We start from the raw sequence: 26,252 nt of genomic DNA on the forward strand, positions 1-26,252 counted from the left end.
CCAAAAGCAGCAGGGAAATCCATCCTTGAGTATGGGGTGAATACAGTTCCATACCTCTATAATCCTTCCAACTTCTTGAGGAGGAAGGCACATGAGCAAAGTATTGATTGCTGTTTTCTTGAGTACGCTTTTATTGGCTGCATGTGGGGTGCCCGAAACGATTGCCGCAACTTCCACATCCGAATCGAATCAAACTCCTGTGATTGAGGTGACTGTGACCCCTGAACCACCAGTTGAGGTCGTGATCAGTACGGAAGGAATGAAGGATCCGTATGGCGTTGCTGTCAATTCGCTTGGACATATTTATGTCAGTGATGCGGGAAGTAAACGCGTGCTTGTTTTCGATGCCGATGGCAGCCTGCTGGCGAAGTGGGATAAGCAGGGCAGTGGTGAAGGCGAATTCAACACACTGGGCTTTGGCGGACTGGCAATCGACGCGAATGATCAAGTTTTCGTGGTGGATAACGCCAATTTTCGTGTTCAGAAATTTGATAAAGATGGGAACTTCCTTGCGCAATGGGGCAGCGAAGGCACTGGTGATGGGCAGTTCGTGCGCGCCATTGGTATTGCGGTGGATGTGGATGGTAATGTATATGTCACAGACGACGGCAATCCTTTTGTGCAGAAGTTTGATAACAATGGAAAATTCTTGATGAAGTTTGGTGGTGAAGGCGAAGGTAATGGAAGATTTAAACATGCCACCGGTATTGCTGTTGATCTACAGGGGAATATGTACGTTGCTGATTATGAAACCAAATTTGTTCAGAAATTCGCGCCTGATGGCACGTTCCTGATCTCCTGGACGATGAGCGCAGATGTAAGCATCAAAGGCACGCCGGAAGGCATTGCGGTGGACGCAGACGGTAATATTTATGTCACTGATTATGATCTGGGGCGTGTGCAGGTCTTCGATGCTGAAGGGAATTTCCTTTGGGCGTTGGATAATAAACTCATTCTGGATAGCCTCTTCAAACGTCCCACCGCGATTGCTTTTGGCAATGGAAAGATGTATGTCGTGAATCAATCTGGTGATAATATCTCGGTGGTGGAGTTTCCGTAACCAGTTTTTTGTGAATGCATGTTGGATCGTGGAAAGTGGTAAGTGGAAAGTATAATCAGCCGCTCATCACTTTCCACTTACTATTTAATCACCTTGCCTCCTTCCTTCTTCATCATCCTCGTTTCCGTTTTTGTAGACATGCTCGGCTACGGCATTATGCTGCCGCTGCTGCCGTTCTTCGTGCAGGCACACGCCTCAGCGGGCGGCGCCGCCATTGCGGGCGGGTTGATGTCGATGTATTCCACCATTCAACTTGTCTCCGGTCCCATCCTCGGTGCGCTCTCCGACCGTTACGGACGCAAGCCCATTTTGCTGCTTTGCCTGCTCGGCACGGGCACGTCCTATCTTCTGCTTGGACTGGCGAATTCACTCCCCATCATTTTTCTTGCGGTCTTCATTGATGGACTGACCGGCTCGAACCTGACCCTTGCCCACGCCTACGTGGCAGACACCACCAACGCTGAGAACCGCGCCAAGGGCATCAACTATTCTCAACTCGCTTTTGGATTGGGCATCATGGCGGGACCCATCCTCGGCGGCACCCTCAGTGGATTTGGTCTCAGTGTTCCGGCGCTCATCGCATCTTTCTTCGCCTTTGCCAACACCGCCTTCGGATTCTTTTTCCTCCCCGAATCTTTACCTCCCGAACGACGCGAGGCCAGGCCGATCACACAAGTGTTTTCGTGGGCAGGCCAATTTACAAGCATCTTCCGTCAGAAAAATATTCAAAATTTTCTCGTTGTGCTTTTCCTGCTCAACCTCGCCTTTGCCGGATTGCAGACGAATTTTCCACTTTACTCCAATGCCCGCTTCGGCTGGACGCCTGCGCAGAATAGTTATTTCTATTTGTATGTCGGCTTGTGCGGCATTTTGGTTCAAGGCGTTTTGTTCGGTAAGCTGCAAACCCGTTTCGGTGAACGCAAACTCATCCCTGTGGGACTCACTTGCATGGCCATCGGTTTGGCTGGCATGGCATTTGTCCCAGCGGCATGGATGATTTTCCCCGCTGTTGCAGTCGTTGCCCTGGGCACGGGCATCAGCATTCCTTCACTGACAGCGCTGGTTTCGTTGCGCATTCCCGATAATGAGCAAGGCCGCTTGATGGGCGGTAACCAAACCCTGCTTGCCTTAACAAACATCTTTGGCCCCGCCATTGCAGGCATCTCTTTCGACGTTGTCGCCATCTCAGCACCCTATTGGCTCGGAAGTTTACTTTCCATTTTTGCTTTGATGATTGCGTCTGTTGGATTTTCGACTCGATCAGATTCATCCACCCCCTGACATTTTCTACATAAGATCACGCATCTGTCTCACCGCAGCCCGGACCCCGTTTTCTGTGACCAATCTTGCGCTGAGAGTTTTTGCCCTTTCACGCATGTCAGCATCATACAGCGACTCTTGAATCGCGTTCGCAAGTTTCTCCGCCGATAAAGTCCGCTGTGGAATTGGTTTTGGCCCGACGCCCATTTTATAGATCCGCTCGCCCCAGAAGAATTGATCAATCGCCAGCGGCATCGTGATGGTGGGAATCCCCGCATGCAAACTCGCGGACGTTGTCCCCGCACCGCCGTGATGCGCCGCAACTTTAACACGCGGATACAACCAGTCATGCGGCGCGTATTCGATGGGGAAAATATTTTTTGATTTAATTTCACTATGATATTTTTCAGGGATGGTTAATACTGCCTGAGCATTTGCAAGTTGCAAAGCTTCTTCGAGCATCGGCAAATATCCCTGCGTGCCGGGGCTGCCGAATCCGATGGCGATGGGATTGGGGGAAGAATCAATAAATCTATGGAGTTGAGCGGCTTGCCGCTCATATTTTTGAACAGCAAGCTGTTCGACTCCATAGCTTCTCCAATAGCCAGTGATGATCTGCTTCTCATTCCAATCTTGCGGACGGGGGACAATGTGTTCGATGAATCCATTTAGGGTGAGAGGTTGGCGGGAAAATGTTTGGAGCGAAGGGTCTGCCCATTGGGCACGCGGCAGGCCAAAGTCCGCGTGACGCGCGTGGTTTATTTCCGAGCGCCACGAATGCCAGATGGCTTGAGTCACTGCCCAATGCGAGAACCAATTCCCGATCACGGAAAGTGAGAAGTAAAAAGGGAGAAGTGTAGAAGGAAACTGCGGGTGGGCGCAAGCGGCTGCAATACCGCGCGGACGGCGGGAATGCCCAAGCCTTCGGCGATGTGTGCGCCCCAGATCGTCGGCAGTCCGTGGACGAGAATGTCTGAGCCGCGACAGGCTTCGGCGGCGGTGTGCAGCATGCGCCGGTAAAGCGGACGTGCTTTCTTTATAAAGTTTTGTGTGGCGCGAATCGAGTTGATGAAGTTACGGCCAATCGTCAATGGAGTCTGGTTGCCTTGTTCCACAAGCAGATCAGATGGATTGCCTTCAAAGGGAGCGAAAGTTATTTTGCTTTCCCGAAAAAGATTTGCAAACCCAACCGGCGCAGCCACGCGGACGTTGTAGCCCGCGTCACGCAAGCCTTCACCAAGCGCAATATACGGAGTCACATCGCCGCGTGTGCCGCTGGTAAGAAGGGTGATGGTTTTTTTCATAATAGTTCACATCCTGAGCGGAGCCGCCGATCTTGCGGCGTAGTCGAAGGACGGTGGATATCTTGCTACTTGTCCTTCGGCTGCGTTCCTCGCTATCGCTCGTCTCTCCGCTCAGGATGTGGGGAGTTAAATTTTTTCAAACACCAAAAACCGATACTCAACAATTCCCATGTGCAGACATTGCTGCAATGCCATGCTCCCCAGCATGGACGGCAGAATCGCGTGCTTGATCGGTAAAAGATTGCCAAGGAAAAGAATTGCGCGCGCCAGAAGATCGGGCAGATTGCGCAAACGCAAATGCGGTGTGAGTTCTTCGTTTTTGACCAAACGCAAATTATATTTTTCAGCCCACGCAGATACCTGCTCCACGGTCCGCACGCCGGGGACGTACCAGCCGTCGATATAGGCTTTCAGCCAGTTGGATTCATTTTGCGAAAGCGGACGCGGCGTTTGGTAATCATCCACGAGAATTAATTTTCCTCCACGGTGCAATAAACGGGCAGCCTCACGGAAATATTTTTCAGGGTCAACGGCATGACAAACTGCTTCCACTGAATAAACCGCATCCAAATGATTTGCGAGCGGCACGGAAGTAAAGTCACCTTCGGCAAAGAGGATCTGATCTTGCAAATTTAATTGTTCGGCTGATCCGCGTGCCAGTCTGGCCTGCACAGGGCTGAGGGTTAATCCAAGCGCGGATGCGGGGTTTTGCAATCGCGGATAAATATAGAAGAGACTCGCGCCAACTCCGCAGCCGAGGTCTGCGAAATGTGCGTGTTCAGGCGCAACAGATTCTATTTCCTTGAGAATGCGCGCATTGGATACATTCAGCGCTTCGTCAAGAGTCTGCGCGCCGTCTGTCCATAGTGAGCGGTGGATATTTTGCGCTTTGGTGGAGCTGCTGAATTTTAGAAATAAATTTGTGTTCTGATCGTAATACGTGCGGACGGAATCTGTTGTAGTAGGCATGTCAAAAATTATAATGCACGGATTAGACGAACGAACTTCGGAAGTCTGCAATTGCGAACATAAGTCATGAGGCTATTAAAAAGACTTCCGAAGTTTTCTCTGCAGGGGGAAAGACTTCCGAAGTCTTTTTTGTTGACTCTTAGCCAAGGTGCTTCCATGCAGACTTCGGAAGTCTGGGTGAGCCCTTCCACGTAAAACTCTCCCCGTTTATACTGACCATTGCCTCTAAAAATTCTGACAACCGGAGAATCCCATGTCTCATACATCCTTCGCCACCACCACCCGTGGACTTAACCGCGACCTGCCTCCCATGCGTTTGTATGAGAAGGCCAAGAAACTCGGCATTTGGAATCCATCGGATATTGATTTCTCAAAAGATAAACAGGACTGGTCCCGTTTTACAGATGAAGAAAAAGATCTGTGTCTCTTGCTTTTGTCCATGTTCGTGGCTGGCGAAGAAGCAGTGACCCTCGACCTGCTCCCGTTGATCCAAGCCATTGCTCAGGAAGGACGTCTCGAAGAGGAGATGTTTCTGACTACTTTTCTTTTTGAAGAAGCCAAACATACAGATTTCTTCCGCCGTTTTATGGATGAAGTAGCCGAAGCAGGCGTGGACTTAAGCCGCTATCATGGCGATAATTATCATCAGTTATTCTATGAAGCATTACCATCCGCGCTAAATGCCCTGCGGACAGATGCTTCGCCCGCTAATCAAATCGCCGCCTCGGTCACATACAACATGGTCGTCGAAGGTGTCCTCGCGGAAACCGGCTATCAGGCTTTCTTCACCATGCTCGAACGCAACGATCTTATGCCCGGCTTGCGAAAAGGAATCTCATTGCTCAAGCAGGATGAATCCCGTCACATTGCCTATGGCGTTTATTTATTGTCCCGCCTGATCGCCGAACATCCGCAGGAATGGGATAACCTGCAAATGCAAATGAATATGCTTTTGCCTTCGGCCATCGGCGTGATCGGTGACGCATTTGCACGTTATAAAGTGGTCCCGTTTGGATTGGTGGAAGAGGACTTTGTCAATTACGCCATGAGTCAATTTAGCAAACGCTTTGAACGTTTGGAAAAAGCCAAAGGCCAATCCTTGGATGAAATTAACCGCACAACCAAACAGATCATCGAATCCGGAGATTCGTAAGTCATGCCGCTGAAACCGTGGAAAATTCTTGAGTCGAATTACGTCCGCCCGAGGTATCGGTTTGATAAAGTGGAATTGCCAAATGGTAAATTTCTCGAAGCCACCGCGCTTGAATTCCGCACCTGGGCATCGGTGCTGGCACTGACAAAGAATCAGGAAGTCGTTTTGGTCCGGCAGTTTCGGCACGGAGCGCAGGATATTTGCTGGGAATTCCCCGGCGGAGTTGTGGAAGATGGCGAGAGTCCGCTGGTTGGGGTGCAGCGTGAGCTATCTGAAGAAACAGGCTATACAACTTCAAATATTATCGAGGTTGGAAAATTCTATCCAAACCCCGCATTGCAAACAAATCTTATGCATGCTTATCTGGCGTACGATGTCGAAAAGACCGCAATACAGGAATTTGATGACGCCGAAGATATCGAAGTGCATCTCGTGCCATTGGATGAATTGATCGCCATGACCAGACGCGGAGAATTTCTGCACGGATTACAAGTTGCGGTTTTGTTTCACGCCCTCGCTTATTTGGATCGCATTAAATAAATGAAATCAAAAATTCTCACCGGCCTCAAATTCCTTCGCCAACTGGGACTTCGTCCGCTGGCGCTGTTTGCGTTGTATAAATTCGGGTTGAAGACCGGACACTACAAACGAGTAACACCTGCAAATCCTAATTCCCTAATTCCTAATTCCTATTCCCTGTTCACACTTCCACCACGCGATCAACTCACTCAAGTTCTCAGCGAAGACGGCAAATCAATTCTCCTAAAAGAAGCAAATGAAATCGTCAACGGAGAAATTCACATCTTCGGCGAAAAAACTCCGCTCGATTTCACAATCCCCCAACCGCTCCAACACTGGACAGCGCACGAAAAAAATCACAAACTATTTTCCATTTTCCACTATCTTCACAACGACATCAAATATCTCTGGGAACCTGCCCGCTTCGCATTTGCCTTTTCTCTCGGCCGCGCTTTTCATCTTACGCAAGATAATCAATACGCAGAATCTTTCTGGAAGAATTTTGAGTCATTCACACAAAACAATCCCGCGAACCTCGGTCCGCATTGGATGAATGGACAGGAAGTTGCCATCCGGTTGATGAGTCTCGTCTGGGCTGATCATGTCTTCGAGACTGCACCAGCTACCAGTTATGAAAGACGCGCGGCTCTTCATCGATCCATTTTTGAACACGCGTCACGCATTCCATCCACGCTGGTGTATGCCCGTTCGCAAAACAATAATCATCTTGTCACTGAAGCGGCGGCAATTTATACGGCCGGTTTATTTTTTAAAAATAAAACATGGCGTAATCTCGGTTGGAAGTGGCTCAACTGGTCTTTCCAAAATCAAATTGGAAGTTACGGCGAATACATTCAACACAGCACGAATTATCATCGTGTGATGCTGCAAACTGCGCTGTGGATTAATTTTATAAAACAGGATGTCTTTTCGGTCAACACTTCACAAGCGATCGGACGCTCTGCTCATTGGCTTTTTTCTTTGCTGGATAACGCATCAGGGCGGACCCCGAATCTGGGAGCCAACGACGGAGCTTTGATCTTCCCTTTGAGCGCTTCCGCCTTTGACGATTACCGCCCAACCGTGCAAGCCGCCGCGCGCGCATTTTTGCGGACCAGTTTGGAATCAGGCGCGTGGGATGAACTGTCTTTGTGGTTTGGCTTGAAAGCCACCGAGCGGATCGCAGACTCAAGCGCCTATCTCACCGAAAATCTACGCGGACAAAATTCATGGGCCTATCTGCGCGCTTCGCATTTCAAGAGTCGACTCTCGCATATTGACCAGTTGCATCTCGATCTCTGGTGGCGTGGATTAAACATCGCACAGGACGCAGGTACATATTTATACAACGCCGCAGCGCCCTGGGACAATCCGCTCGTGACCACGCGTGTGCATAACACCGTCACCGTGGATGGCCGCGATCAAATGGCTCGCGCCGGAAGATTCCTCGTGCTCGATTGGGCCAATGCATTTTCCAAAAACATAGTCGAAGCGGATGAAAATATTCTAGGCCGCGTGCGTGCCTATCATCGCGGATATCGCAACATCAAACATGAGCGCACAGTCACTGTCTATCAAAACGAACGCTGGGGTGTTGAAGATAAATTATCGTCACGCAGCAAAACTCCGCACGCTTATCGCCTGCACTGGCTTTTACCCGATTACGAATGGAAGATAGAGAATCGGGAATCGGGAATCGATCTTCGTCTAAACTCCCCACACGGCTGGATAACACTCTCACTTCATTCTGCATTCTTTATTCCGAATTCTTCATTCTCCCTCGTCCGCGCCGGCCAACTGCTCCACGGTCAACGCGATGTGCAACCCTACGAAGGCTGGGCTTCGCGAAATTATGGACAAAAATCTCCAGCCCTCTCACTCGCCTTCGAAGTAACCTCCGCATTTCACACAACACTCACAAGCGAATTCGTTTTTTCATCCTGAGCGAAGTGACGAGCGCTCTTCGAGGAACGCAGCCGAAGGACAGATCAGCACGCGAATAGTGCAAAATCTATTTTGCAGCAAGATGAAACGCGAATTTATCGAATGAACGAATTTTGCGAATTTAAAAGGTTTTATTCGCGTAACACCTGCACTGGCGCGCGGCGCAAGTGTTCGCTTTTTCGCGTAATTCGCGTTAAGATTTTCCTGACCTTGGAAAAGCCGTCCGGTTAATCCATCCAAGGTTGTCTGATTCAACTAACGGGCGTAAAATAACACCGCCATAAAGGCAAGGAAATGATGTATCACACAGACGAGAGCGACCTTAGTTCTTCCGATAGTAACCCGCCCAGTATAAAAAACTGGGCGCAAGACGTGTTTGATTTAAGTACCACCATCACGTAGGTGCGCGTGCGCCTCTGCGTGATGTCATATCACGCAAGGAGGCAGCCATGCTGAGCATTTACAAAACCACTGAGCAAGGGCTCGAAACAATCGAAATGATCGCCAACGGCGCGTGGGTCAATGTTGTAGACCCAACGCATGAAGAGATCGAAAAGCTCATCAACTGGGGGATGGATATGGACTATATTAACTATTCTCTCGACCAGGACGAAATGGCACGTATGGAGCGCGATGATGATTACACATTCATCCTGCTTCGCATTCCCATGCATCGCCCCGAAAGCGACGTGCCCTATAGTACCGTCCCATTGGGCATCATGATCCTCGGCAATAAGATCATCACCGTCAGCCGTTACGACAGCGATATCTTCCGGGTGCTCGCCAATGGAAAATACCGTCTCATGAAAACAGGCAAGCGTTACCGTCTTGCGTTGTATATCTTCCTTGAAACTTCCGCCCGCTATTTAAACTTATTACGTGAGATCAACCGCGCAACAGAATTGGTTGAAGACCAACTGCAAAAGTCCACGCGTAACCGCGAAGTTTTGGAATTGCTCAAGTATCAAAAGAGTCTCACCTATTTTGCAACCGCGCTGCGTTCAAACGAAGTGATGATGGAGCGTGTTCAAAAGACACAGCTCTTTAATTATTATGAAGAAGATCAAGACCTGCTCGAAGATGTGCTGACCGAGAATCAGCAGGCCATTCAAATGACCAGCATCGCCACCGAAATTCTTTCAGGCATGATGGACGCCTTCGCATCCATCATCTCCAACAATCTCAACGCCGTCATGAAAGCGCTGGCCGCACTCACGATCATTCTCAACCTCCCGTCACTGGTCGCAGCCTTCTACGGCATGAACGTTGCCCTACCCGGCGAAGGTCAGCCGTTTGCCTTTCTTACCGTGATCGGCATCTCAGTTGGGCTCACTGCGGTCGCAACCTATATCTTCTACAAAAGGGATTGGTTCTAAATGCAAACTGAACTATTACTCGACGCCAAAGCCACCCTCGGCGAAGGTCCCGCCTGGGATTCGAAAACGCAAACTCTTTACTGGATCGATATTCTTGAAAAACGAGTCTATCGAAACACGGAAATTCTTGCCGAACTGGATGATCTCATCGGCTGCCTTGCTCCGCGCAAAAACGGGAATCTCATCTTAGGCACCCGCTTCGGCTTCGCGGACCTCGAACCTGATTCTGCTCAATTAACAGTTCTTGTGTCTTTAGATGAACTACCAACCAATCGCATGAACGATGGTAAATGTGACCCCGCAGGCCGCTTCCTCGCCGGCACCATGGATATGAACGAGAGTGACCCCAACGGCTCGCTTTATTCATTTGACGGAAACCAAACTACACGCCTGCTGGATGGCATCACCATTTCCAACGGCCTCGCGTGGAGTGTGGACCATAAAACTTTTTACTATATAGATACACCCACACGTCAGGTCAAAGCCTTTGATTATGATGTAACCACCGGCCAGATCGCAAATCCGCGTGTAGCAATTACGATTCCAGAATCACTCGGCTGGCCCGACGGCATGACCTCGGACACAGATGGTAATTTGTGGATCGCACTCTGGGGGGGCGCGCAGGTCACCAAGTGGAATCCAAACACAGGCCAACTGCTTGAGCAGATTCCTGTGCCGGCTTTGCAATCGTCCGCTTGTGTGTTTGGCGGCAAAGACATGAACGAGTTATACGTCACCTCGGCCCGCAAAGGGGATGAGCGAAGAAAATCTAAAAAATACCCGCTCTCCGGCGGGTTGTTTAAAGTTGTTACAAATGTGACGGGAATGCCAACATTTGAATTTGGGTAGAGAGAAAAAGAAGAAGAAAGAGGAAAGAAGAAAATTTTTTCTTCTTTCCTCTTTTGTTAATTCCAGAGTTTTTTCGTTAACTCAACCACATCCTTGCATTGATCTTCTGATAATTCAACAAACGGGGAATTTTCAACAACCGTATCACGGTTTTCCACGATCAATACGCGCGCATCTTCGCTGAATGTATGCGAATGCCAGGCTCCTCTTTTCACGTTATATAATTTGTATAATTCCATATCCACCGCGTGGACTTTTATCACGCTTTCTTCGCCTTCGCCAAGAAACAAGATACAGTGTCCCTTCATTAACACAAAAACCTCATCGGTCTCTGTGTGCTTTTGCATGCGGTTGATCTTCTCAGGCAGCAGGTCCGCTGTGTAGTTCATCAGCGCCACGCGCCATGACTGATAGTCGATCATTGGCATGTAGTCTGGTTCGTTGTGCTCGCGGATTTCGATCAGGGATTCAGGAATTGTGGTCATAAATATTTTGCTCCGAATATTAAGTTATTTTTCTTCGCTGGTTTACCAATTCATCAATGAATTTCCAGCGTTTGGTTTTTGTGTAGTCCCCGCCTTCAGGGTAGAAATAGCCTGCGTAGTCAGACCAGTTGTCGGCGATGTGATAGACCGGGTCTTTCATCCCGTTCGGCAGAAGATAGCGCTCAATTCTACCGTGAGCGGTTTTTGAAAGCGAGTTGTTGCGTCCCCAGCCGCAATACATCACAACTGATTCGGCAAAATCCTCTTTGCGGTTGAAGCGCCAGTTTGCGCCGCTGGGTTTGTCACCGTAGAAATATCCATACGCGTTGACGCCCGGCTTCCGGCCGTAATACCCCGGTTTGCTTTCTGCGCCGCGCGGACCGGCATCCCATTGAGCGGGGATTCGTTTTCTTAAGGAAGATAGTAATAAGCTTGTACGGCCGCCTGTGATTTTTTCGAGACCCAAAGATAATTTCCACTGATTCTTCGCATCCCAGACATGCGCCAGTTCGTGGATCACCGACCATGCGCTGAATTGGCTGTGTTTGCTTAGCTTGATGCGGTCTTTATACGCCAGACCTAAACTGGTGCCCGTATCTGTTCTTTCGAACAGAACTTCTCCAAGCTGGCGTTTGAAATTTTCATTTCCGCCCAGAGTTTCTGCAAACAAGGCTATGGATATATGTAGTAATTCCAGATCGCTTATTTGCCAATTGCCATTGTCTGTGATCTTTATCTGAAAATCTGCGTGTAAGCGTGTTATATGTTCCATGGCGGAAGTATAAACCAACATGAAAGGAAGAAAAAATCCTCCTGTCATGGCGGATGAGTCCCCACGGGGCAGTCACTGTGACTGCCCTGTGAAAAAAATTTCCGAAGCGCTTTCCCCTATGGATGTCCAGCAGGCGCCATCGGCTGCAGTGTCAAGAAATTCAATCTGCCATGCCCCTCATGTGTGCTTTGCCTGTAAAGAGCAGGATAAATGGCACAAATTCTTCATAATTATCTCCCGTGTCTTGATATTGTCAAAAAAAAATGTTATATTTTTCTCAAAGGAAAATTCGAGCAGACTCGAAGATTTTTATAGTTTTTATACGTAGGAGTGCAATGAACCGTTTTGAATTTGGCTCGCTTGTAGCGTCTTTGCGGGAAGATATGCGATGGACGCAAATGGAACTGGCCGAAAAATCAGGTGTGGATGTGTCGGCGATTAGCAATATTGAGCGCGGTGCAAGGAAAACGCTGCTTAAAGATAATATGTTGGTGAAACTGGCAGATGGTTTTCAATTAACTTCCATGGAACGCCAGGAGTTTTTGTTTGCCGCGAGCGGGGTGACGGAGCTTGAGGCCGTGCGCAAGGAAAACAGCCGTGAAAAGAAGCAATTTGATCCACAGGCTTTCCTCAAAGAAATTGGGGAACATATTGCCTGTATCACTTTGCCTGTGCTTGTAACGGATGCCTTTTGCGATATCCTGATTGCCAATCACTGCCTGATCGATTTTTACGGCACGCCGTCTGCTTTGCTGACCAATGCGGATCATATTGTCGGTGGATATAACTTGATGCGTTATATTTTTGATCCACTTTCAAATTTTCCCGAGATCATTGGCGAGGATAGGTTTGAGCGGCTGGCGTGGATCAATGTCCACTATTTTCGCAGACGTACGCTGCGTGTTCGTTCCAAGCCGTATTTTTCCAGTTTAATGAATGAGCTGCTGAATAATAAAAAGTACCCGTCTTTTGAACGTTACTGGCGCAGGATGATGTTTGAGGATTATGACGATTTCACCACTCCCATCAAACGCTCCGGGCCTGAGTACGATCATTCATTTGTGGCAGTTGAATCATTGCTGGCGCTTACCCCGTACGGCGAATTGTATTTGCATCAAATATTGCCGCTAAATAAAAAAACCGCAAAAAGAATTGAAGGAATAACCAATAAAGTTGGGGAGGGTTACGCATTATTCGCGCCTTTTCCTGATAAGAACAAGAAATAAAAAAAACATCCGCCAGCGCCGGAATTTGATCCTGCTTTGGCGGGCGTTTTTATTCGTGATCTGTTGAACGTTACAAGGTTAATGTTTCCCCGTTTTCACGCAGCCACTTTCTGTGCTTTTTATATTCAGGGGCAATAACTTCAACTGCGCCCCAGAAATTTTTGGAGTGATCTTTTACACGTAGATGAACCAACTCATGGACAACCACATAGTCGATCACTTCCAGCGGAGCCATGACCAGCCGCCAGGTGAAATTAAGCGTGCCGCTTGAACTGCATGATCCCCAGCGGGTTTTGGCAGAGTTGATCTTCACTTGTTTGGGGGTGAAGTTATATCGCTGCGCATATTGTTTGACGCGTTCAGTGATGACTTTGTATGCCTGTTCCTTATACCAGCGGGTGAAAGCGGACTCGCCTTTTGACCGGGCAGTTTGGCTGAGGATGAATCCGTTGTCAAATTGCAGGGCAGGTCGTTGAGACTGAATCAGTTTCAGGTTAAAGAATGAACCGAGATATGGGAATTTCTCGCCGTCTGCATATTGTCTGACGGGCGGCGCTTCAATCGCCTTGACCTTTTGGCGGGTGCGTGTGATCCAATCCGCTTTTTCGCTGATGAATTTTTCGATCAAGGCCTGCGGCGCGCGCAGCGGTGCGCGTACGGTAAGTGTGCCGTCGCGTTCAATAATGAGCGCAATTGTTTTGCGTTTGCTGCGGGTGAGTTTGTCGATTTGTATTTGCATGTTCGTCTGGATTTAATGGCGTTCTTTTGCCCGTTTGGCGGGAACGTTCCATGATAACGTATAAAATCAAACAAAAAAACAACCCGGTTAAAATAATGGGTTGTTTTGAGTGCCGAGGGAGAGATTTGAACTCTCGACCGAAGGCTTATGAGTCCTTTGCTCTGCCACTGAGCTACCTCGGCATTATCCAAATGGCGCCCCAAATATTACTATGGGAGGGGGCATTTGTCAACGTGAGCTAAATCTTTTCATATTAAAATCAGTTCAGGAAAAAAATGGGTGAAACAGGCGGGGGAACAGACTGTATAATAGCCAAAAAGGAAATCCAATGAAAATACTGGTGATTGAAAATGACCCAAAAGAATTTGCTCTGATCCAACAGGCGTTGAGCCGCAAAAGCGTGGTGATTCAACTTGCTTCGAGTGAGCAGGTCTGGCCGTATGTCCATTCGGGAGAGGCGCGATTTTTGATCGCGAATTGGGATACGAGCGATCTGCGCGGCACACAGTTTATTCCGCGGGTTCGTGCGGCAAAGACTTCCATTCCCCTTTATATTTTGTTGACGACTTCAAAAAATGCAGAAGATGATCTTGCGCCTTCGGGTGCAGACGATACGATTCAGCGGCCTTTTAAGAATCAGGATTTGAAGAATCGAATTGGCATGGCGGAGCGGATCGTTTCTTTGGCGAGCAATCTTGCGATGGCACGTGATCAGTTGGAGCATCAGGCGGCGTTCGATGCGCTGACTGGGTTTATGAATCGTGCGGCTTTCTTCCGCCAGTCTACGGGGGAGTTGGAGCGTGCGCGGCGTTCATCGTTGCCGTTGAGTTTGATCTCGCTTGATATTGATAATTTTAAACTGATCAATGATACGTTTGGCGTGGATATCGGGGATGAGGTGCTGCGGGTGGTGGCGCAGGCCATTCGTGAGAAGAGCCGTCCGTATGATTGCATTGGACGTTGGACGGGGGATGAGTTTGTGATTTTGCTTTCGGGGGTGATCGGCGCGGATGCGGAAAAAGTAACAGAGAGGATCATTGCCGGGGTACGCGGCACCCGCATCGAGGTTAAGGGTGAAGCGCCGCTTAATGTCAAGATCAGTGCAGGGATTGCGTCTGCGGCGCGCATCAGCACATCCACTGAAGTAGAGCCGTTGATCCAGCAGGCGCGGCAGGCCATGTCGCGTGCGAAAGAGGCGGGCGGGAATCAAATCTTTTTAATGTTTGTGTAGTTTTTATATCAATTGCAAAATTAATAACGCGATCATGCCTGCCAGAATGGTGAGTAGTGTATTTTTTGTGAACCATGCGGCTAGAATGGCAATGATGCCTGCGAATAAACGGACATTGTCAAAAGATAGGTCGAGGCTGTTTGCGCGATACAGCAATTCGGGGAAGATGATGGCAGAGAGGACTGCGGGCGGGACGTAATGTAATGCCTTGCGCATCGTTTCCGGGACTTCAAGCCTGCCAAATAAAAAGATCAGAGAGAATCTCATTCCAAAGGTGGTCAACCCGCCGATAAACATGATCAGCCAGATATTCATTTTCTGCTCTCCATGATCGTTCCAACTGCAATGCCTGCCAGTGCGGCGAGGATCAATCCCAACTTGAATGGAAGACTATAAGCCAGCAGGGCAACGATCCCTGCGGTTAATGCAGCCGCGATCATGGGACGGTTTTTTAACGCGGGCACGACCATGGCGATAAAGGTTAAGGGCAGGGCAAAATCCAATGACCAGGATTCGGGAATGGCAGTGCCAAGAAAAATTCCGATCGCGGTGCTGGTCTGCCAGATGAACCATAAGGAAAATCCCGCGCCCAGTAAGAACCAATGATTTGTGGGTGTAACGCCTTCTGCTTGTAGTTTAGGATGCTTGGCGCGTAGGCTTCGTCGGTTAGAAAATAAGAGAGAATGACCTTCCATTTTAACGAAAGATTTTTCAAGTAAGGCGCAAGCGATGCGCTGTATAACATGTGACGCAGATTCACAACTGCGATGGTGACGATGATCACGAAGCCGGGCGCTTCATCGTGAATTAACTGTGCTGCTACAAATTGCGATGAGCCTGCGAATACAATCTATGACATGAATTGCGAGGCCAGTGTGGAGAGTCCGGCTTTGAGTGCCAGGGTGCCGTAGATCATGCCGAATGGGAATACGCCAACCAGTAATGGAAATTCTGCGCGGACGCCCTCGATAAAATTTCTTCTTGCTTCACTCATAAATTCTCCGTGATCTTTTTGGGCGGCTAGGATGTAATGCCGATAATATTTTGTGCGGCGCGTTGACCACTTTCCGCCGCGCCTTCCATAAAGCCTTGATAGATCGTTGCGTGTTCGCCCGCGAAGTATAAATGACCCGCAGGCGCAAAGAGGGTTTGCCAGTGTGAAGTCACCTGGCCGGGAGCGAGCGCCATGTAGGAACAGCGTGAGTAGGGTTCGTTGATCCATGCGATGGTGGCTGTATTTTCGATCAGGTCGGAGGAACCGGGGAAGATTTTTTCGATGACGGAAACAGCAAGGTTTATCCGCTCCTGGTCTGATAAGGCGGATAGCTTCGCGCCGGGGCCGCCGCCAGTGTAGGCGGTGAGGATGCCGTGTTCACTTTGTATGTGACTGGTCGCTTCCCAGGTCAGAACGATTTGCTGGTCGGTGGACAAGCGGCCATTCCAACCTTTGGCTTTCCAAAAGCGTTTGCGATATTCGATCATGACCTTGGTCACAGCACCGTAGGAGATCTCGTTGACCATGCGTTGATGTGCCTGCGGCAGCGGCGGATTAAACTCGATCAGCCGCGCTGTTGTCAGCGGGATGGCAAGGATTGCAAATGAAGAGGAGATGGTTTGGAATGAATTTCCCTGTTCATAGGTGACAGTGACTCCATCGGTTTGGTCATTGATGGAAGTGACTTCCGCGTTTAAGCGCAGGTCTGGAAGGGTGGATGCGATGGCGCGTGGTATTTGGTCATTGCCGCCGATGACACGGTAGGTTGGTTCGTAGAGTCCCGGTTTGCTGTAATACATGGCGGAGTTGCGCGCCAGATCAAGCAACGAAAAATTTTCAGGCTCGCAGGTATATTCCGAGCGGATATGATCCGCGAAGGCCATGCGTGCCAGCGGATGCGCGGCTTGTCGGTTGATCCAGTCTGCGGCGGATTGTTGATCCAATTCTTTTGCATTCGGCGCGGATTCAGGATGCTGCGGGTCGGGGACTTGCTTTGACAATTCTGCGAGTGCCGCCCAAATGGAATCAACTTCCTTTCCCAGATCAAAGCCCCAGATATTTGTGTCGTTTGAATTTCCGGCTTTGCCTTCGTATGCGTCCCAGTCGTCGGCTTGTCCCTGCCAACTGCCGACTTCGCCCAATGGCAGATGAAACTCTTTTGCAAAACCCAGCATACGTGTGTGATCTTTATCAATGAACTCGGCGCCGCCCTCGGCGATCAGTCCGTTTGAAAAATTATGCATCGAAAAAACACGTCCGCCGACACGGTCTCTGGCTTCAAGTACTGTCACCTGCCAGCCTGCACGATGTAATTCATAGGCGGCTGAAAGGCCGGCCATTCCTGCACCGATCACAGTGACTGATTTGTTTTTTTTCATGGGGCTCACTTCTACATTAAATTTAATTTGGGCCTGTATTGCAGCGCCTCAGCCAGATGTGTCGGCTGGATCTCGTCACAGCCGCCGAGGTCTGCAATGGTGCGGGCGAGTTTGAGCACGCGGTGATAGGCCCGCGCGGACAGTTGTAACTGTGCCATGGCGGAGCGCATCAGGCTCTGACTTTGATCGTCAAGTTTGCAATGTTCGCGGATTTCCTTCACGCGCATATCTGCATTCGAAACTACATGCTTTGAATCTGAATTTGCATAGCGCGCAGTTTGACGATCTCTCGCAGCCTGAATACGGGCGCGGATGGTTTCGGATGATTCGCCGACTCTGTCTCCGCTCAGTTTTTCATAATCCACACGCGGTACTTCGATGTGGATATCGATGCGGTCGAGCAATGGGCCGGAGATTCGTTTTTGATATTTGGTCACTGTAGATGGGGAGCAGGTACACGGCTTTTGGCTGTCACCAAAATATCCGCAGGGACAGGGATTCATGGCGGCCACCAGCATAAAATTTGCAGGGAAGGTGGATGAGCCTTGCGCGCGTGAGATCGTCACGACCTTATCTTCGATCGGTTGGCGCATCACTTCCAAAACCCGTGAGCCGAATTCGGGCAGTTCATCTAAAAATAAAACGCCGCGATGTGCGAGTGAGATTTCTCCCGGATGCGGCCAATTGCCGCCGCCGACCAGACCCGCATGTGAAATGGTGTGATGCGGAGCGCGGAATGGACGATGGCGGATCATTGGTGTTTCGGGTGGGAGCGCATCAGCTACGGAATAGATGCGGGTCACATCGAGAGATTCGTCCACGCTCATGTTGGGGAGAATGCCTGGCAATGCGCGCAAGTAATGTTTTGCCAGAGCCGGGCGGGCCAACCATAATTAAATTATGTCCACCGGCGGCGGCTACTTCAAAGGCACGCTTGACATGTTCCTGACCTCTGATCTCCTGAAAGTCAGTTGCAACTGTGGCAGCGGATGTGTCTACTTCGATGGTGGGGTGGGGATTAATCTCGCGGTTACCGCTTGCTATTCGTAGAGTTCGGAGAGAGATGCGACAGGGATGACTTCTAGATCGGGGATCAGAGCAGCTTCCGGTGCGTCAGAAGCGGGGACGAAAATCCGTTTGAATCCTTGCTGACGGGCGGTGGCCGCCATCGGTAAAATTCCCGCGCGCGTGGCGCACGGTCCCATCTAAAGACAATTCACCGACGATCATGGTTGATTCGATTGACTCAGCGGGAATGGCTCCGGTCATTGCCATCACACCCACGGCGATGGGTAGATCATAATATGGCCCCTCTTTGCGGACGGATGCGGGCGCGAGATTAACGATGACGCGTTTGCGTGGAAAAGTTAAGCCGACATTTCGCACCGCAGAAAAGACACGCTCGCGGCTTTCCTGCACGGCGGCATCGGGCAAACCAACGATAGTCACACCGCCTTTGCCCGCGGTGATATCCACTTCCACTTCGACGACGACGCCTTCAAGGCCAATGACTGCACAGGAATATACGCGGGATAACATGAGGTTATTGTAGCATTCCTTTTTTAGAATTGACTTATCTTTTTTTCTTTTATTTGTAATATCCAGACCTGAGAGGCTGTTTAATAATTTCACTTTGCAAAAAACCTTTTCCACGAATTTACGCTAATCTGCGCGAATTTTAAAAAAATTATGTAAATTAGCGAAGATTAGCGGAAGAAAATGGAGTTGTGCAAGAGGTCCAATCTATTAATTTTCTACTGTCCTGCTGTCTGAGATCGTAAAGCAAAATGTTGAACCTTTGCCCAGCCCTTCTGATTCGACCCATATTTTTCCGTTGTGGACTTCGATGATGCGTTTGACGAGCGCCAGCCCAATGCCTATGCCTTCACTGTCTGCGTTGAGCTTTTCGAATAGCCCGAATATTTTTTCGTGAAAGCGGGATTCGATCCCGATGCCGTTATCTTTTACATAGATGATGGTATCAGTTTCGCTTTGCCGTTTGCCGATCTCGATCTGCGGCTGTGATTGGCTGCCCATATAATTGACGCAATTTTCAATTAAGTTTTGAAGAACCTCCAACAGTCGCTTGCGATCTCCATAAACAAGGGGAAGGTCATCTGCGATATGCACAGTAATCCCTTGTTTTGTGATCTGCTCATTCAGCAAACCAATGGCTTCATCAAACAAGGTGCGTAATGATATTTTTTCAGAGGGATTGACAACCCGCCCGATGCTCAAGAGTTCAAGCAGTTCGTTGATAAGGCGCTGCATCTTGTCGGCCCCGTCGCTGATGCGTTCGATGTCTGTTTCAAGGCGGGGTATATTTTTGTCGAACAAGTCCTTGCGTAATAAGCCCACAAAGCCTTTGATCGTGATCAGCGGTGACTTTAATTCATGTGAAAGTGTGTAGGCGAAGCGTTCCAGTTCGGCATTCCTTTGTTCGAGTTCTCTGATCAATTTCTCCCGTATTTCTTCGGCATGTTTGCGTTCGGTGATGTCTTGAAAAATGCCAATGGAAATGAGCTTTTCGCTCTGCTCGTCGAAGCCTTTGACTGATGTATCGGCTATCCAACGCGCCTGACCATCTCGTGTGCGGATGTGGAAGTCGCACTCCCAAAGAATGGAAAGATCTTCATTGGTGAGGCGATCAGCTTCCTGCAAGGGTGAGATCCGAGAGTCTGCCGCGCGGAAAGGCTTCCAGTATCAGTGAGTTCCAGAGGTCGGAAGTTCTTTCGGCGGCGGAGTAGCCGGTCATGGAGAGGATGCCTTCGCCAACGAATGTGAGTATGAACGTGTGTTCACCGCTGTGACTAAGAACATAGGGCACCAGGCCTGCGGAATCAATGGCGCGGCGATACATATCATCCAATTGTTGCAGGGCAAGTTGTGCTTGTTTGCGTTCGGTGATCTCGGTTTGTAGTTGTTTGATGTTGACCTGTTGCAGGTGCAGGGACTTTTCCATTTGTATGCGCAGGTAGCGGACGATTAAGACGATGGCGCTTTCCTGCACTGCCAGGGTGATGAACATCTTCCAGAAAACAATAACAGGTTGACCCGAAGAGAGAAGCGGCGGATCGTAATGATTAACATCCAGCCAGTTGCCCCATAGTCCGATTGTGGAGAGTTGAAAGATCATAAAGGGCAGGATGGCGCGGCTTGGCAGGAACAGTGTGCCGAGTACGGCCTGAATGATGATGGAGATTTGATAGCCGGCGTACCAGTAGCCTTCGGCGGGCAGGCTGAGCATATCGATCAGATACCAGTGCAGGAGAAAACTTGCGCCAGCCCAATTCACTTTTTGGCGCGCTAGAAAGTAAAAGGTGAAGAGCAGGGGGATAATAAGGAATGAAAGGCTGACCCACAGCGGCGCGTAAGGCTCGGGCTGATCGGGCGCGCCCGAATAGTTTTGGGTCGTACCGAGCACGCGCAACAGGATAACGATCGGCAGGAGTGACCGCAGAGCACGCTCGCGATAGGCGATGGTGAGATCGGTGGAACGCGGCGTGTACCACCACTTCCAGGCGCGGACGAAGGGATTGGTCAATGAGTTCCTTCTGGCATTTCCTTGATGATCTTTATCGTTTCCACGCTGACCGACACACACGCCCCAATAACTCAATCACCTGTTTCTTTATACGCCGCGAATTGATACGTGTTGAACTTCTCGGCAATGGTTGTGTTCCTTGGGTTTCTTTTCTTTACAGCTTTTCAAAATCCATTTTGGTAAGACCCTAATGGTTTCTGAGACCATTATGGTCTCTCTATTAAAGTAGAATAAATGTAAACGGATATAAAAAAGTGTGTGGAGATCATAGTTTCTTTTGGAATTTTACCCGGCTGGTCTTTTTGCAATCAGAGTCGTCACTTGATTTAAATCGGTTGCTCTTTCTGGGCTGGATAATAGTGATTTTGTGCCACCCATTATTACTTCCCACCCCTCTTTTCCAATACGCGAAAGATACGCGTCAAGAGTATATGGCTTTGACGATGATAATCCTTTGCAGGTATTATATCTCGCCTACATCGATTGGAATGGCCCGTGGTGGCTCTACATCGATTGGCTGCTGCTTGGCGTTTTTCTTTTCATGTCCATTACCATTGTGGCGCGCGCGAATCTTAAGACCGATGTGTTGATTGTCTTCGTCGGCATTTGCGGCGGCCTCGCCATTGAATCATGGGGCACACAAACCAATCTCTGGCATTACTACACCGCCGAACGTCCGCCCTTGTGGATCATCCCCGCCTGGCCGATTGCGTCCCTTTCAATTGACCGCATCTCCAGATTTCTAAACCAACTTTTTGAACTGACGATTCAACGAATCCAAATTCTTGTTGGCAAACTTTTTTACTGGCTGACATTCGCATCTTTCCTAACCCTCATGCTGGTCTTTGTTTCTCCAACATTCGACAAATCCTATACATGGCTCGCGTTGACGTTATGCATCCTGCTCATTGTCACGCCCAACGATCAGCGCTTCGCCCTGCTGACCTTCATCTCCGGCGCGGGCCTCGGCTACTTTTAGAATTATGGGCACCACCCGTGAATGCTGGATATATTACACAAATCAAACGCCGCCATTGTTCGCCGTCCTCGCGCATGGCATGGCCGCAGTCGCATTTTGGCGCGCGGGCTTGTTGATGAAGTTGGTATGTGGGGGAGAGTGGTGAGAAATGAGTAAAAGTGAGTAAAGAAAAGTGAAAAACTGTCATTTTATTAACTCACTTTACGCAACACAACTCCGAAGGAGCGAAATGATTCTAGAATCAACGCAAAATTTGTCCAACCCCGAAGGGGTGCGTCATCCCCTGGATTAGATCGCGCCACAATTTTAAATCGTGCCATCCCTACGGGATTGTTTACTGCGAAGGTCACTTTATTAAATTATGTCGTATGAATTGGTTCTGGTTTAAATAAAAACAGCGCGGACGATTATCGTCCGCGCTGTTTTTGTGATCGAAATTATTTTTAGTCTAAAAGAGACTGGGGGATGTTTCCGCCATTGGCGGCGATCTGCTTCAAAACTTCCTTGTGAAGCCAGACGTTCATCTTGGCCGAGTCGCTCATCAGATCTTCAGGGCAGCCAAGTTCTTTTGCCAATTCATTGCGGGCTTCACGGCTGCTGTCAATATCGAGGACTTTGAGCAAATCCACGATCGAGACTTTCCAGTTGTAATCTGAGCCAGCGGAAAGTTTTTCGAGTTTTGCAAGCACGTCCACTTCTGAAACGGCGGCATGACAGGTTTCAAGCTTCGGCAGTGCGGATAGAATCGAAGTCTTCCTTTTCCACCGGAGTTTTTGGTTTTGCGGCAGGTGCAACGGTCATTGGTTTGACAGTGGCTGCAGGTTTCCGCGGCGGGTGTAGCGGGGGCTGCTGCGGTTTCGGCTTTGTCTTTCTTGAGTCCAAGTTTTTCGAGAATGTTGCTGAAGAATCCCATTGTAGTAACTCCTTTTTTGAACGTTTGATATGATGAAATATAAAACTGATTACAAATAACGTTTGATAATCAATATATTTATTATAACCTGTTGTCTGTTGTGCAAGGTTAAAAAAAGCGTTAAAGATTTATTTGTATTTCTTCCACGCATAAATATAAAAATAGTCCGCAAAGTACAGAAAAAAATAAGACCAGATGTCTGTCACATCGTTCCCGGCGGAGAGGTGAGGAGAGGGAAATCCACTTGACAAAAACTGAATCATCCTATAATGTGACCTCGCGGTCATATGACCGTAAGGTCATGTGACTTGAGGTCACTTCTTGCCAAAGCAAACATTTCTCAATCTGCCCCAGGAAAAACGCACCATTATCACCAACGCCGCTGTCGATGAATTCGCGGCCTATGGCTTTGAAGCCGCTTCCATTAACCGCATCGTCGCTGCCAGCGGCATTGCCAAGGGAAGTTTCTATCAATACTTTGAAGACAAAATGGATGTCTTCCGGCACTTGCTCGACCTGCTGACTCAGGAAAAAGTTGAGTTCTTTAAAGACAAACATCCACCGAGTCCCAGCCAAAGTGTGTTTGATTATTTCCGCTGGGTCACAAAAGCAGGCATGGAATTTAATTCCGCATATCCGCGCATGATGCAGGCTGCCACCGCGTCTTGTTTGTCGAAGGCCTATACTACGGGAAGCTTTTTCCGAATATCATAAAATGGCCCGGGATGGCATCACCGGCATGATCCAGAAAGCCATGAAACAGGGTGAGCTGGATCCGAGTATTGATGTTGAATTGGCGGTCATGATCATTGAGATCTGGACCAATGCGATTACCACTTACATCCTTGATGAAGGCATGAAGCAAAAGGATATTCTGAAATGGGTCCGCTCTGCGAAGACCCAGGAAAAAAATTGACAAGCTGTTATATGTAATGGAATATGGTTTACGTAAAACAGAATCAGAATTTACAGCGAGTTCTTAGAAAGGAAATCAAATGACTTTATTTTTGCGCATAGCATGGCGTAACGTCTGGCGGCAGCGCCGCAGAACATTTTTGATCGCCATCGGTATGGGAGTAACGATGACTCTGTTGGTCTTCTACGACGGACTCATCGGTGGTTTCGAACAGGCGATTTATGGCAATGCCATCCAGTTGCTTGGCGGTAATATTCAAGTCCATGCGCCTGGGTATAACGAAAAAGGTGGGACGAAAACCTTTACTACCAATGGATAATCCCGATGTCGTTGTTCAAGCGGCCGAGGCGCAATCCAATGTGGTCGTTGCTTCGAAGCGCATTGTCACCGGCGGATTGGTCACCAATCGCGAAGGCGCGTTTGCGGTCTCGATCATCGGCGTTGAAACTGACAAGGAAGGGCTGATCACTCCAGTTGCAGATAATATCTCCAGTGGACGTTACCTGAATCCTGATGATGGTGATCTGATTGTCATCGGTCAGGGGCTTGCCACGGCGATGGAGATCAAAGTGGGTGACCGCATCACCATGGTCGGTAACTCGACCCATGAACAGACCCGCCAGCGGACAATGACGGTTGTTGGAATTTATGATGTAGGCGTTCCGTCTATTGAGAAGACCACGATCTATATCTCACTTGTCGAGGCGCAGCAACTTTTCGGTCTTGAAGGACAGGTAACCGAAATTGTTATTTCCCTGAAACAGATCGGGCAGGAACCGCCTGTGATCAATGCCATCAACAAATTGGCGCCGGGCTATGAAGTGGAAAGTTGGGAAACAAGCATCCCCGACTTGAAAAAAACAATGGATATGAAAACCGGCGTAATGGGTTATCTCGGCGTGTTCATGCTGGGTATTGCCGCCATCGGTATCCTTAACCTGTTGATGATGGCTGTCTTTGAACGTACACGCGAGATCGGCGTGATCGGCGCAATGGGATTAAAACCACGCGAGATCACATTCCTCTTTTTGCTGGAAGGGACTTTAATTGGCCTAATGGGCGCTGCGATCGGAGCGGTATTAGGCACCACGTTCAACGGAATTTTTAGCGTGGTCGGAATGAACTACAGTCAGTTCGCCGATCTCACTGAATATACCGCCCTGATCAGCGGGAGCATATACACCCAACTCGTGCCGATGAAAGTGCTGCAGCACGCCATCACCGTTGCCGTCATTTCCGCGCTTGCTGCGTTGTATCCCGCAATGGAAGCATCCAGGCGTGAACCAGCTGAAGCGCTGCACTACGTTTAGTAAAAACCTGACAGGTTTCCACGGAGCCTTTCCAAAAAGAGTTCTGCGGATACAAAGTGTCTGCTCGTCAGACATCTAAATAAAACCTGTCAGGGTTTGGAGAGAATCTTATGATGAATTATTTTAAAATGGCATATCGCAATTTAGGCAGGCATCGTCGCCGCACGCTTCTTTCGACGCTGGCACTTGCCATGGGAACAGCGTTATTAATGTTCATTGCCGCTTTCTTTCAAGGCGAAATGCGCAGTTCCATGGAAACTACGCTGCGCCTCAACACCGGTCATCTTCAAGTCAAGAATGCAAACTACGATCCCGATAAACTCAGCGTCGCCTGGGAATATCTGATCGAAAACCCGGAGCAGGTTGCAGCGCAGATCGAAGCGTTGGGTCAGGTCCAGTCTGCAACTCCGCGCTTACTCGCAAGCGGAATCGTATCAGCCTCGGATGAATCGGTTGGCGTCCAGATCATGGGCATTGTCCCTGATTCTTCAGCGAATGATCCTTATCGCAATGGCCTGTTATCTGGTGATTTTTAACTGCGGACGATCGCGAAGGGATCGTGATCGGATATCCGCTGGCAGAGAGTTTGGGGTTGAAGCTGGCGATCAACTTAATCTGCTGGTGAATACATCCGAAGGCAATGTGGATGAGCAAAAGTTTACGGTGCGCGGCATCTTTTCAACCGGCACAACCTCTTACGACAAAGGCGTTGTCTTTCTGCCGCTCGCCAAGGCGCAGTCGTTTTCAGGTGCAACCAATCATGCCAGTATGATTTTCATTCTTTTGAATGATCGCGAACAAGCTGATGCAGTTTCTGCTGCGATCAAGGGTGAGGGGTATCAGGTTGAGACCTGGAGAGAATTGAATGAACTGCTCGTGCTGATCAACGATTTTTCAAATGCTTATCTCACGATCCTTAACTTAATTATTCTCGGCGTAACCGCCACGGTCATCGTCAACACCCTGCTCATGTCTGTCTTTGAACGTACACGTGAGATCGGAATCCTTTCTGCGATTGGCATGAAGGGACGGCAGATCATCGCTCTGTTTCTCGCGGAAGCCACCTTGCTGGCGTTGAGCGGAATCACCTTTGGCTCGTTGATCGGTTGGGCAATCTCTGCCTACTTTAGCAAAGTCGGTGTTTACTTTGGAGATCTGGGGATGAGCCAGGACATGCTTCTCAATGACCGCATCTACACTGAGCTGACACTTGACTCTGCAATTAATTTGATCGTCACCGCATTTATCATTACCATCATCGCTTCACTCTACCCCGCGCGGATGGCTTCACGTATGGAACCTGTTGAAGCCTTGCACGGCGCAAAATAAA

General features: G+C 49.1%; 30 protein-coding genes, 1 tRNA gene and 2 pseudogenes. 17 read left to right on the forward strand and 16 right to left on the reverse strand.

Annotation, left to right across the window (positions count from 1 at the left end; all coding sequences use genetic code 11):
- The first annotated feature begins 91 nt into the window (after positions 1–91).
- Entirely contained in the window at positions 92–1,060 is a 969-nt protein-coding gene (locus IPL71_RS08225) for a 6-bladed beta-propeller (protein WP_345320609.1), read from the forward strand.
- A 42-nt stretch (positions 1,061–1,102) separates the two neighbouring features.
- Positions 1,103–2,341, forward strand: a complete 1,239-nt coding sequence (locus IPL71_RS08230) for an MFS transporter (RefSeq protein ID WP_345320610.1) — start codon at positions 1,103–1,105, stop codon at positions 2,339–2,341.
- A 6-nt stretch (positions 2,342–2,347) separates the two neighbouring features.
- Here IPL71_RS08230 and IPL71_RS08235 read toward each other — a convergent pair whose 3' ends face one another.
- The 3 genes from IPL71_RS08235 to IPL71_RS08245 all read right to left on the reverse strand — a co-directional run bounded on the left by IPL71_RS08235 (position 2,348) and on the right by IPL71_RS08245 (position 4,593).
- The gene (locus IPL71_RS08235) at positions 2,348–3,118 is read right to left on the reverse strand and encodes a glycosyltransferase (protein WP_345320612.1); all 771 of its coding nucleotides are present in this window, start codon (positions 3,116–3,118) and stop codon (positions 2,348–2,350) included.
- Between the two features lie 26 nt (positions 3,119–3,144).
- The gene (locus IPL71_RS08240; RefSeq protein WP_345320613.1) at positions 3,145–3,624 is read right to left on the reverse strand and encodes a glycosyltransferase; all 480 of its coding nucleotides are present in this window, start codon (positions 3,622–3,624) and stop codon (positions 3,145–3,147) included.
- Positions 3,625–3,750: 126 nt separating this feature from the next.
- A complete protein-coding gene (locus IPL71_RS08245) occupies positions 3,751–4,593 on the reverse strand; it encodes an SAM-dependent methyltransferase (protein ID WP_345320615.1) in 843 nt (280 codons plus the stop codon).
- 253 nt (positions 4,594–4,846) lie between these two features.
- On the opposite strand from IPL71_RS08245, the gene IPL71_RS08250 reads away from it, so the two are divergent.
- From IPL71_RS08250 to IPL71_RS08270, 5 genes are all read left to right on the forward strand, one after another.
- Complete coding sequence (locus IPL71_RS08250; RefSeq protein ID WP_345320617.1) at positions 4,847–5,746, forward strand: R2-like ligand-binding oxidase; 900 nt, start codon at positions 4,847–4,849, stop codon at positions 5,744–5,746.
- A 3-nt stretch (positions 5,747–5,749) separates the two neighbouring features.
- Entirely contained in the window at positions 5,750–6,286 is a 537-nt protein-coding gene (locus tag IPL71_RS08255; protein ID WP_345320619.1) for an NUDIX hydrolase, read from the forward strand.
- Complete coding sequence (locus IPL71_RS08260; protein WP_345320621.1) at positions 6,287–8,209, forward strand: alginate lyase family protein; 1,923 nt, start codon at positions 6,287–6,289, stop codon at positions 8,207–8,209.
- Positions 8,210–8,658: 449 nt separating this feature from the next.
- A complete protein-coding gene (locus IPL71_RS08265) occupies positions 8,659–9,585 on the forward strand; it encodes a magnesium transporter CorA family protein (RefSeq protein ID WP_345320623.1) in 927 nt (308 codons plus the stop codon).
- On the forward strand, positions 9,586–10,434 hold the full coding sequence (locus tag IPL71_RS08270) for an SMP-30/gluconolactonase/LRE family protein (RefSeq protein WP_345320625.1): 849 nt from the start codon (positions 9,586–9,588) through the stop codon (positions 10,432–10,434).
- A 56-nt stretch (positions 10,435–10,490) separates the two neighbouring features.
- Here the strand turns inward: IPL71_RS08270 and IPL71_RS08275 are convergent, their stop codons facing one another.
- On the reverse strand, positions 10,491–10,919 hold the full coding sequence (locus IPL71_RS08275; protein ID WP_345320627.1) for a cupin domain-containing protein: 429 nt from the start codon (positions 10,917–10,919) through the stop codon (positions 10,491–10,493).
- Positions 10,920–10,938: 19 nt separating this feature from the next.
- Entirely contained in the window at positions 10,939–11,739 is an 801-nt protein-coding gene (locus IPL71_RS08280; RefSeq protein ID WP_345320629.1) for a hypothetical protein, read from the reverse strand.
- Positions 11,740–12,026: 287 nt separating this feature from the next.
- Between IPL71_RS08280 and IPL71_RS08285 the strand changes: the two genes are divergently transcribed.
- Positions 12,027–12,917 carry a helix-turn-helix domain-containing protein gene (locus IPL71_RS08285; protein ID WP_345320631.1) on the forward strand — a complete coding sequence of 297 codons (891 nt, stop codon included), beginning with the start codon at positions 12,027–12,029 and terminating at the stop codon, positions 12,915–12,917.
- A gap of 70 nt (positions 12,918–12,987) precedes the next feature.
- Here the strand turns inward: IPL71_RS08285 and IPL71_RS08290 are convergent, their stop codons facing one another.
- Positions 12,988–13,656 carry a M48 family metallopeptidase gene (locus tag IPL71_RS08290; protein WP_345320633.1) on the reverse strand — a complete coding sequence of 223 codons (669 nt, stop codon included), beginning with the start codon at positions 13,654–13,656 and terminating at the stop codon, positions 12,988–12,990.
- A 110-nt stretch (positions 13,657–13,766) separates the two neighbouring features.
- A tRNA-Met gene (locus tag IPL71_RS08295) sits at positions 13,767–13,838 on the reverse strand.
- Between the two features lie 146 nt (positions 13,839–13,984).
- Between IPL71_RS08295 and IPL71_RS08300 the strand changes: the two genes are divergently transcribed.
- Positions 13,985–14,887 (forward strand): GGDEF domain-containing protein, encoded by a 903-nt coding sequence (locus tag IPL71_RS08300; RefSeq protein WP_345320635.1) that lies wholly within the window; start codon positions 13,985–13,987, stop codon positions 14,885–14,887.
- A 3-nt stretch (positions 14,888–14,890) separates the two neighbouring features.
- Here IPL71_RS08300 and IPL71_RS08305 read toward each other — a convergent pair whose 3' ends face one another.
- The 8 genes and pseudogenes from IPL71_RS08305 to IPL71_RS08340 form a co-directional block, all read right to left on the reverse strand.
- Positions 14,891–15,202, reverse strand: a complete 312-nt coding sequence (locus IPL71_RS08305; protein ID WP_345320636.1) for a branched-chain amino acid transport AzlD family protein — start codon at positions 15,200–15,202, stop codon at positions 14,891–14,893.
- The gene (locus IPL71_RS08310; protein WP_345320638.1) at positions 15,199–15,582 is read right to left on the reverse strand and encodes an AzlC family ABC transporter permease; all 384 of its coding nucleotides are present in this window, start codon (positions 15,580–15,582) and stop codon (positions 15,199–15,201) included. The genes IPL71_RS08305 and IPL71_RS08310 overlap by 4 nt, the downstream gene beginning before the upstream one ends.
- A pseudogene (locus IPL71_RS08315) lies at positions 15,582–15,737 on the reverse strand (AzlC family ABC transporter permease); the annotation flags it as partial. The pseudogene IPL71_RS08315 and the gene IPL71_RS08310, both read right to left, overlap by 1 nt.
- Positions 15,738–15,881 carry a hypothetical protein gene (locus IPL71_RS08320; protein ID WP_345320640.1) on the reverse strand — a complete coding sequence of 48 codons (144 nt, stop codon included), beginning with the start codon at positions 15,879–15,881 and terminating at the stop codon, positions 15,738–15,740.
- A 26-nt stretch (positions 15,882–15,907) separates the two neighbouring features.
- On the reverse strand, positions 15,908–17,260 hold the full coding sequence (locus tag IPL71_RS08325; protein WP_345320643.1) for a flavin monoamine oxidase family protein: 1,353 nt from the start codon (positions 17,258–17,260) through the stop codon (positions 15,908–15,910).
- An 11-nt stretch (positions 17,261–17,271) separates the two neighbouring features.
- A pseudogene (locus IPL71_RS08330) lies at positions 17,272–18,799 on the reverse strand (YifB family Mg chelatase-like AAA ATPase).
- Between the two features lie 207 nt (positions 18,800–19,006).
- The gene (locus IPL71_RS08335; protein ID WP_345320644.1) at positions 19,007–19,921 is read right to left on the reverse strand and encodes a sensor histidine kinase; all 915 of its coding nucleotides are present in this window, start codon (positions 19,919–19,921) and stop codon (positions 19,007–19,009) included.
- A complete protein-coding gene (locus tag IPL71_RS08340; RefSeq protein WP_345320646.1) occupies positions 19,908–20,804 on the reverse strand; it encodes a PAS domain-containing protein in 897 nt (298 codons plus the stop codon). Before IPL71_RS08340 ends, IPL71_RS08335 begins: the two co-directional genes overlap by 14 nt.
- A 454-nt stretch (positions 20,805–21,258) precedes the next feature.
- Here IPL71_RS08340 and IPL71_RS08345 point away from each other — a divergent pair, with 454 nt between their 5' ends.
- On the forward strand, positions 21,259–21,783 hold the full coding sequence (locus IPL71_RS08345; RefSeq protein ID WP_345320648.1) for a hypothetical protein: 525 nt from the start codon (positions 21,259–21,261) through the stop codon (positions 21,781–21,783).
- Positions 21,784–21,787: 4 nt separating this feature from the next.
- Positions 21,788–21,928 carry a hypothetical protein gene (locus tag IPL71_RS08350; RefSeq protein WP_345320650.1) on the forward strand — a complete coding sequence of 47 codons (141 nt, stop codon included), beginning with the start codon at positions 21,788–21,790 and terminating at the stop codon, positions 21,926–21,928.
- Positions 21,929–22,226: 298 nt separating this feature from the next.
- On the opposite strand, the gene IPL71_RS08355 is transcribed toward IPL71_RS08350, so the two are convergent.
- Positions 22,227–22,472: a DUF3597 domain-containing protein gene (locus tag IPL71_RS08355; protein ID WP_345320651.1), complete on the reverse strand. Its 246-nt coding sequence runs from the start codon at positions 22,470–22,472 to the stop codon at positions 22,227–22,229.
- Positions 22,473–23,017: 545 nt separating this feature from the next.
- Here IPL71_RS08355 and IPL71_RS08360 point away from each other — a divergent pair.
- The 6 genes from IPL71_RS08360 to IPL71_RS08385 all read left to right on the forward strand — a co-directional run bounded on the left by IPL71_RS08360 (position 23,018) and on the right by IPL71_RS08385 (position 26,251).
- Positions 23,018–23,410 carry a TetR/AcrR family transcriptional regulator gene (locus IPL71_RS08360; protein WP_345320653.1) on the forward strand — a complete coding sequence of 131 codons (393 nt, stop codon included), beginning with the start codon at positions 23,018–23,020 and terminating at the stop codon, positions 23,408–23,410.
- A gap of 25 nt (positions 23,411–23,435) precedes the next feature.
- Positions 23,436–23,612, forward strand: coding sequence for a hypothetical protein (locus IPL71_RS08365; RefSeq protein WP_345320654.1), 177 nt, complete (start codon positions 23,436–23,438; stop codon positions 23,610–23,612).
- 79 nt (positions 23,613–23,691) lie between these two features.
- Positions 23,692–23,931, forward strand: a complete 240-nt coding sequence (locus IPL71_RS08370) for a hypothetical protein (RefSeq protein ID WP_345320656.1) — start codon at positions 23,692–23,694, stop codon at positions 23,929–23,931.
- A complete protein-coding gene (locus IPL71_RS08375) occupies positions 23,924–24,922 on the forward strand; it encodes an ABC transporter permease (RefSeq protein ID WP_345320658.1) in 999 nt (332 codons plus the stop codon). Before IPL71_RS08370 ends, IPL71_RS08375 begins: the two co-directional genes overlap by 8 nt.
- A gap of 110 nt (positions 24,923–25,032) precedes the next feature.
- A complete protein-coding gene (locus tag IPL71_RS08380; protein WP_345320659.1) occupies positions 25,033–25,458 on the forward strand; it encodes an ABC transporter permease in 426 nt (141 codons plus the stop codon).
- Complete coding sequence (locus IPL71_RS08385) at positions 25,418–26,251, forward strand: ABC transporter permease (RefSeq protein WP_345320660.1); 834 nt, start codon at positions 25,418–25,420, stop codon at positions 26,249–26,251. Before IPL71_RS08380 ends, IPL71_RS08385 begins: the two co-directional genes overlap by 41 nt.
- The last annotated feature ends 1 nt before the right edge of the window (position 26,252 follow it).

It is taken from the genome of Candidatus Villigracilis proximus (assembly GCF_016717045.1).
Lineage (GTDB): Bacteria > Chloroflexota > Anaerolineae > Anaerolineales > Villigracilaceae > Villigracilis > Villigracilis proximus.

Excerpts from the sequence above, each read along its gene's own strand:
- IPL71_RS08225 (WP_345320609.1), top strand. The coding sequence starts at position 92 with ATGAGCAAAGTATTGATTGCTGTTTTCTTGAGTACGCTTTTATTGGCT.
- IPL71_RS08240 (WP_345320613.1), bottom strand. The coding sequence starts at position 3,624 with ATGAAAAAAACCATCACCCTTCTTACCAGCGGCACACGCGGCGATGTG.
- IPL71_RS08245 (WP_345320615.1), bottom strand. The coding sequence starts at position 4,593 with ATGCCTACTACAACAGATTCCGTCCGCACGTATTACGATCAGAACACA.
- IPL71_RS08250 (WP_345320617.1), top strand. The coding sequence starts at position 4,847 with ATGTCTCATACATCCTTCGCCACCACCACCCGTGGACTTAACCGCGAC.
- IPL71_RS08255 (WP_345320619.1), top strand. The coding sequence starts at position 5,750 with ATGCCGCTGAAACCGTGGAAAATTCTTGAGTCGAATTACGTCCGCCCG.
- IPL71_RS08260 (WP_345320621.1), top strand. The coding sequence starts at position 6,287 with ATGAAATCAAAAATTCTCACCGGCCTCAAATTCCTTCGCCAACTGGGA.
- IPL71_RS08265 (WP_345320623.1), top strand. The coding sequence starts at position 8,659 with ATGCTGAGCATTTACAAAACCACTGAGCAAGGGCTCGAAACAATCGAA.
- IPL71_RS08270 (WP_345320625.1), top strand. The coding sequence starts at position 9,586 with ATGCAAACTGAACTATTACTCGACGCCAAAGCCACCCTCGGCGAAGGT.
- IPL71_RS08275 (WP_345320627.1), bottom strand. The coding sequence starts at position 10,919 with ATGACCACAATTCCTGAATCCCTGATCGAAATCCGCGAGCACAACGAA.
- IPL71_RS08280 (WP_345320629.1), bottom strand. The coding sequence starts at position 11,739 with ATGACAGGAGGATTTTTTCTTCCTTTCATGTTGGTTTATACTTCCGCC.
- IPL71_RS08285 (WP_345320631.1), top strand. The coding sequence starts at position 12,027 with ATGAACCGTTTTGAATTTGGCTCGCTTGTAGCGTCTTTGCGGGAAGAT.
- IPL71_RS08290 (WP_345320633.1), bottom strand. The coding sequence starts at position 13,656 with ATGCAAATACAAATCGACAAACTCACCCGCAGCAAACGCAAAACAATT.
- IPL71_RS08300 (WP_345320635.1), top strand. The coding sequence starts at position 13,985 with ATGAAAATACTGGTGATTGAAAATGACCCAAAAGAATTTGCTCTGATC.
- IPL71_RS08305 (WP_345320636.1), bottom strand. The coding sequence starts at position 15,202 with ATGAATATCTGGCTGATCATGTTTATCGGCGGGTTGACCACCTTTGGA.
- IPL71_RS08310 (WP_345320638.1), bottom strand. The coding sequence starts at position 15,582 with ATGGAAGGTCATTCTCTCTTATTTTCTAACCGACGAAGCCTACGCGCC.
- IPL71_RS08320 (WP_345320640.1), bottom strand. The coding sequence starts at position 15,881 with ATGAGTGAAGCAAGAAGAAATTTTATCGAGGGCGTCCGCGCAGAATTT.
- IPL71_RS08325 (WP_345320643.1), bottom strand. The coding sequence starts at position 17,260 with ATGAAAAAAAACAAATCAGTCACTGTGATCGGTGCAGGAATGGCCGGC.
- IPL71_RS08350 (WP_345320650.1), top strand. The coding sequence starts at position 21,788 with ATGGGCACCACCCGTGAATGCTGGATATATTACACAAATCAAACGCCG.
- IPL71_RS08365 (WP_345320654.1), top strand. The coding sequence starts at position 23,436 with ATGATCCAGAAAGCCATGAAACAGGGTGAGCTGGATCCGAGTATTGAT.
- IPL71_RS08370 (WP_345320656.1), top strand. The coding sequence starts at position 23,692 with ATGACTTTATTTTTGCGCATAGCATGGCGTAACGTCTGGCGGCAGCGC.
- IPL71_RS08375 (WP_345320658.1), top strand. The coding sequence starts at position 23,924 with ATGGATAATCCCGATGTCGTTGTTCAAGCGGCCGAGGCGCAATCCAAT.
- IPL71_RS08380 (WP_345320659.1), top strand. The coding sequence starts at position 25,033 with ATGATGAATTATTTTAAAATGGCATATCGCAATTTAGGCAGGCATCGT.
- IPL71_RS08385 (WP_345320660.1), top strand. The coding sequence starts at position 25,418 with ATGATCCTTATCGCAATGGCCTGTTATCTGGTGATTTTTAACTGCGGA.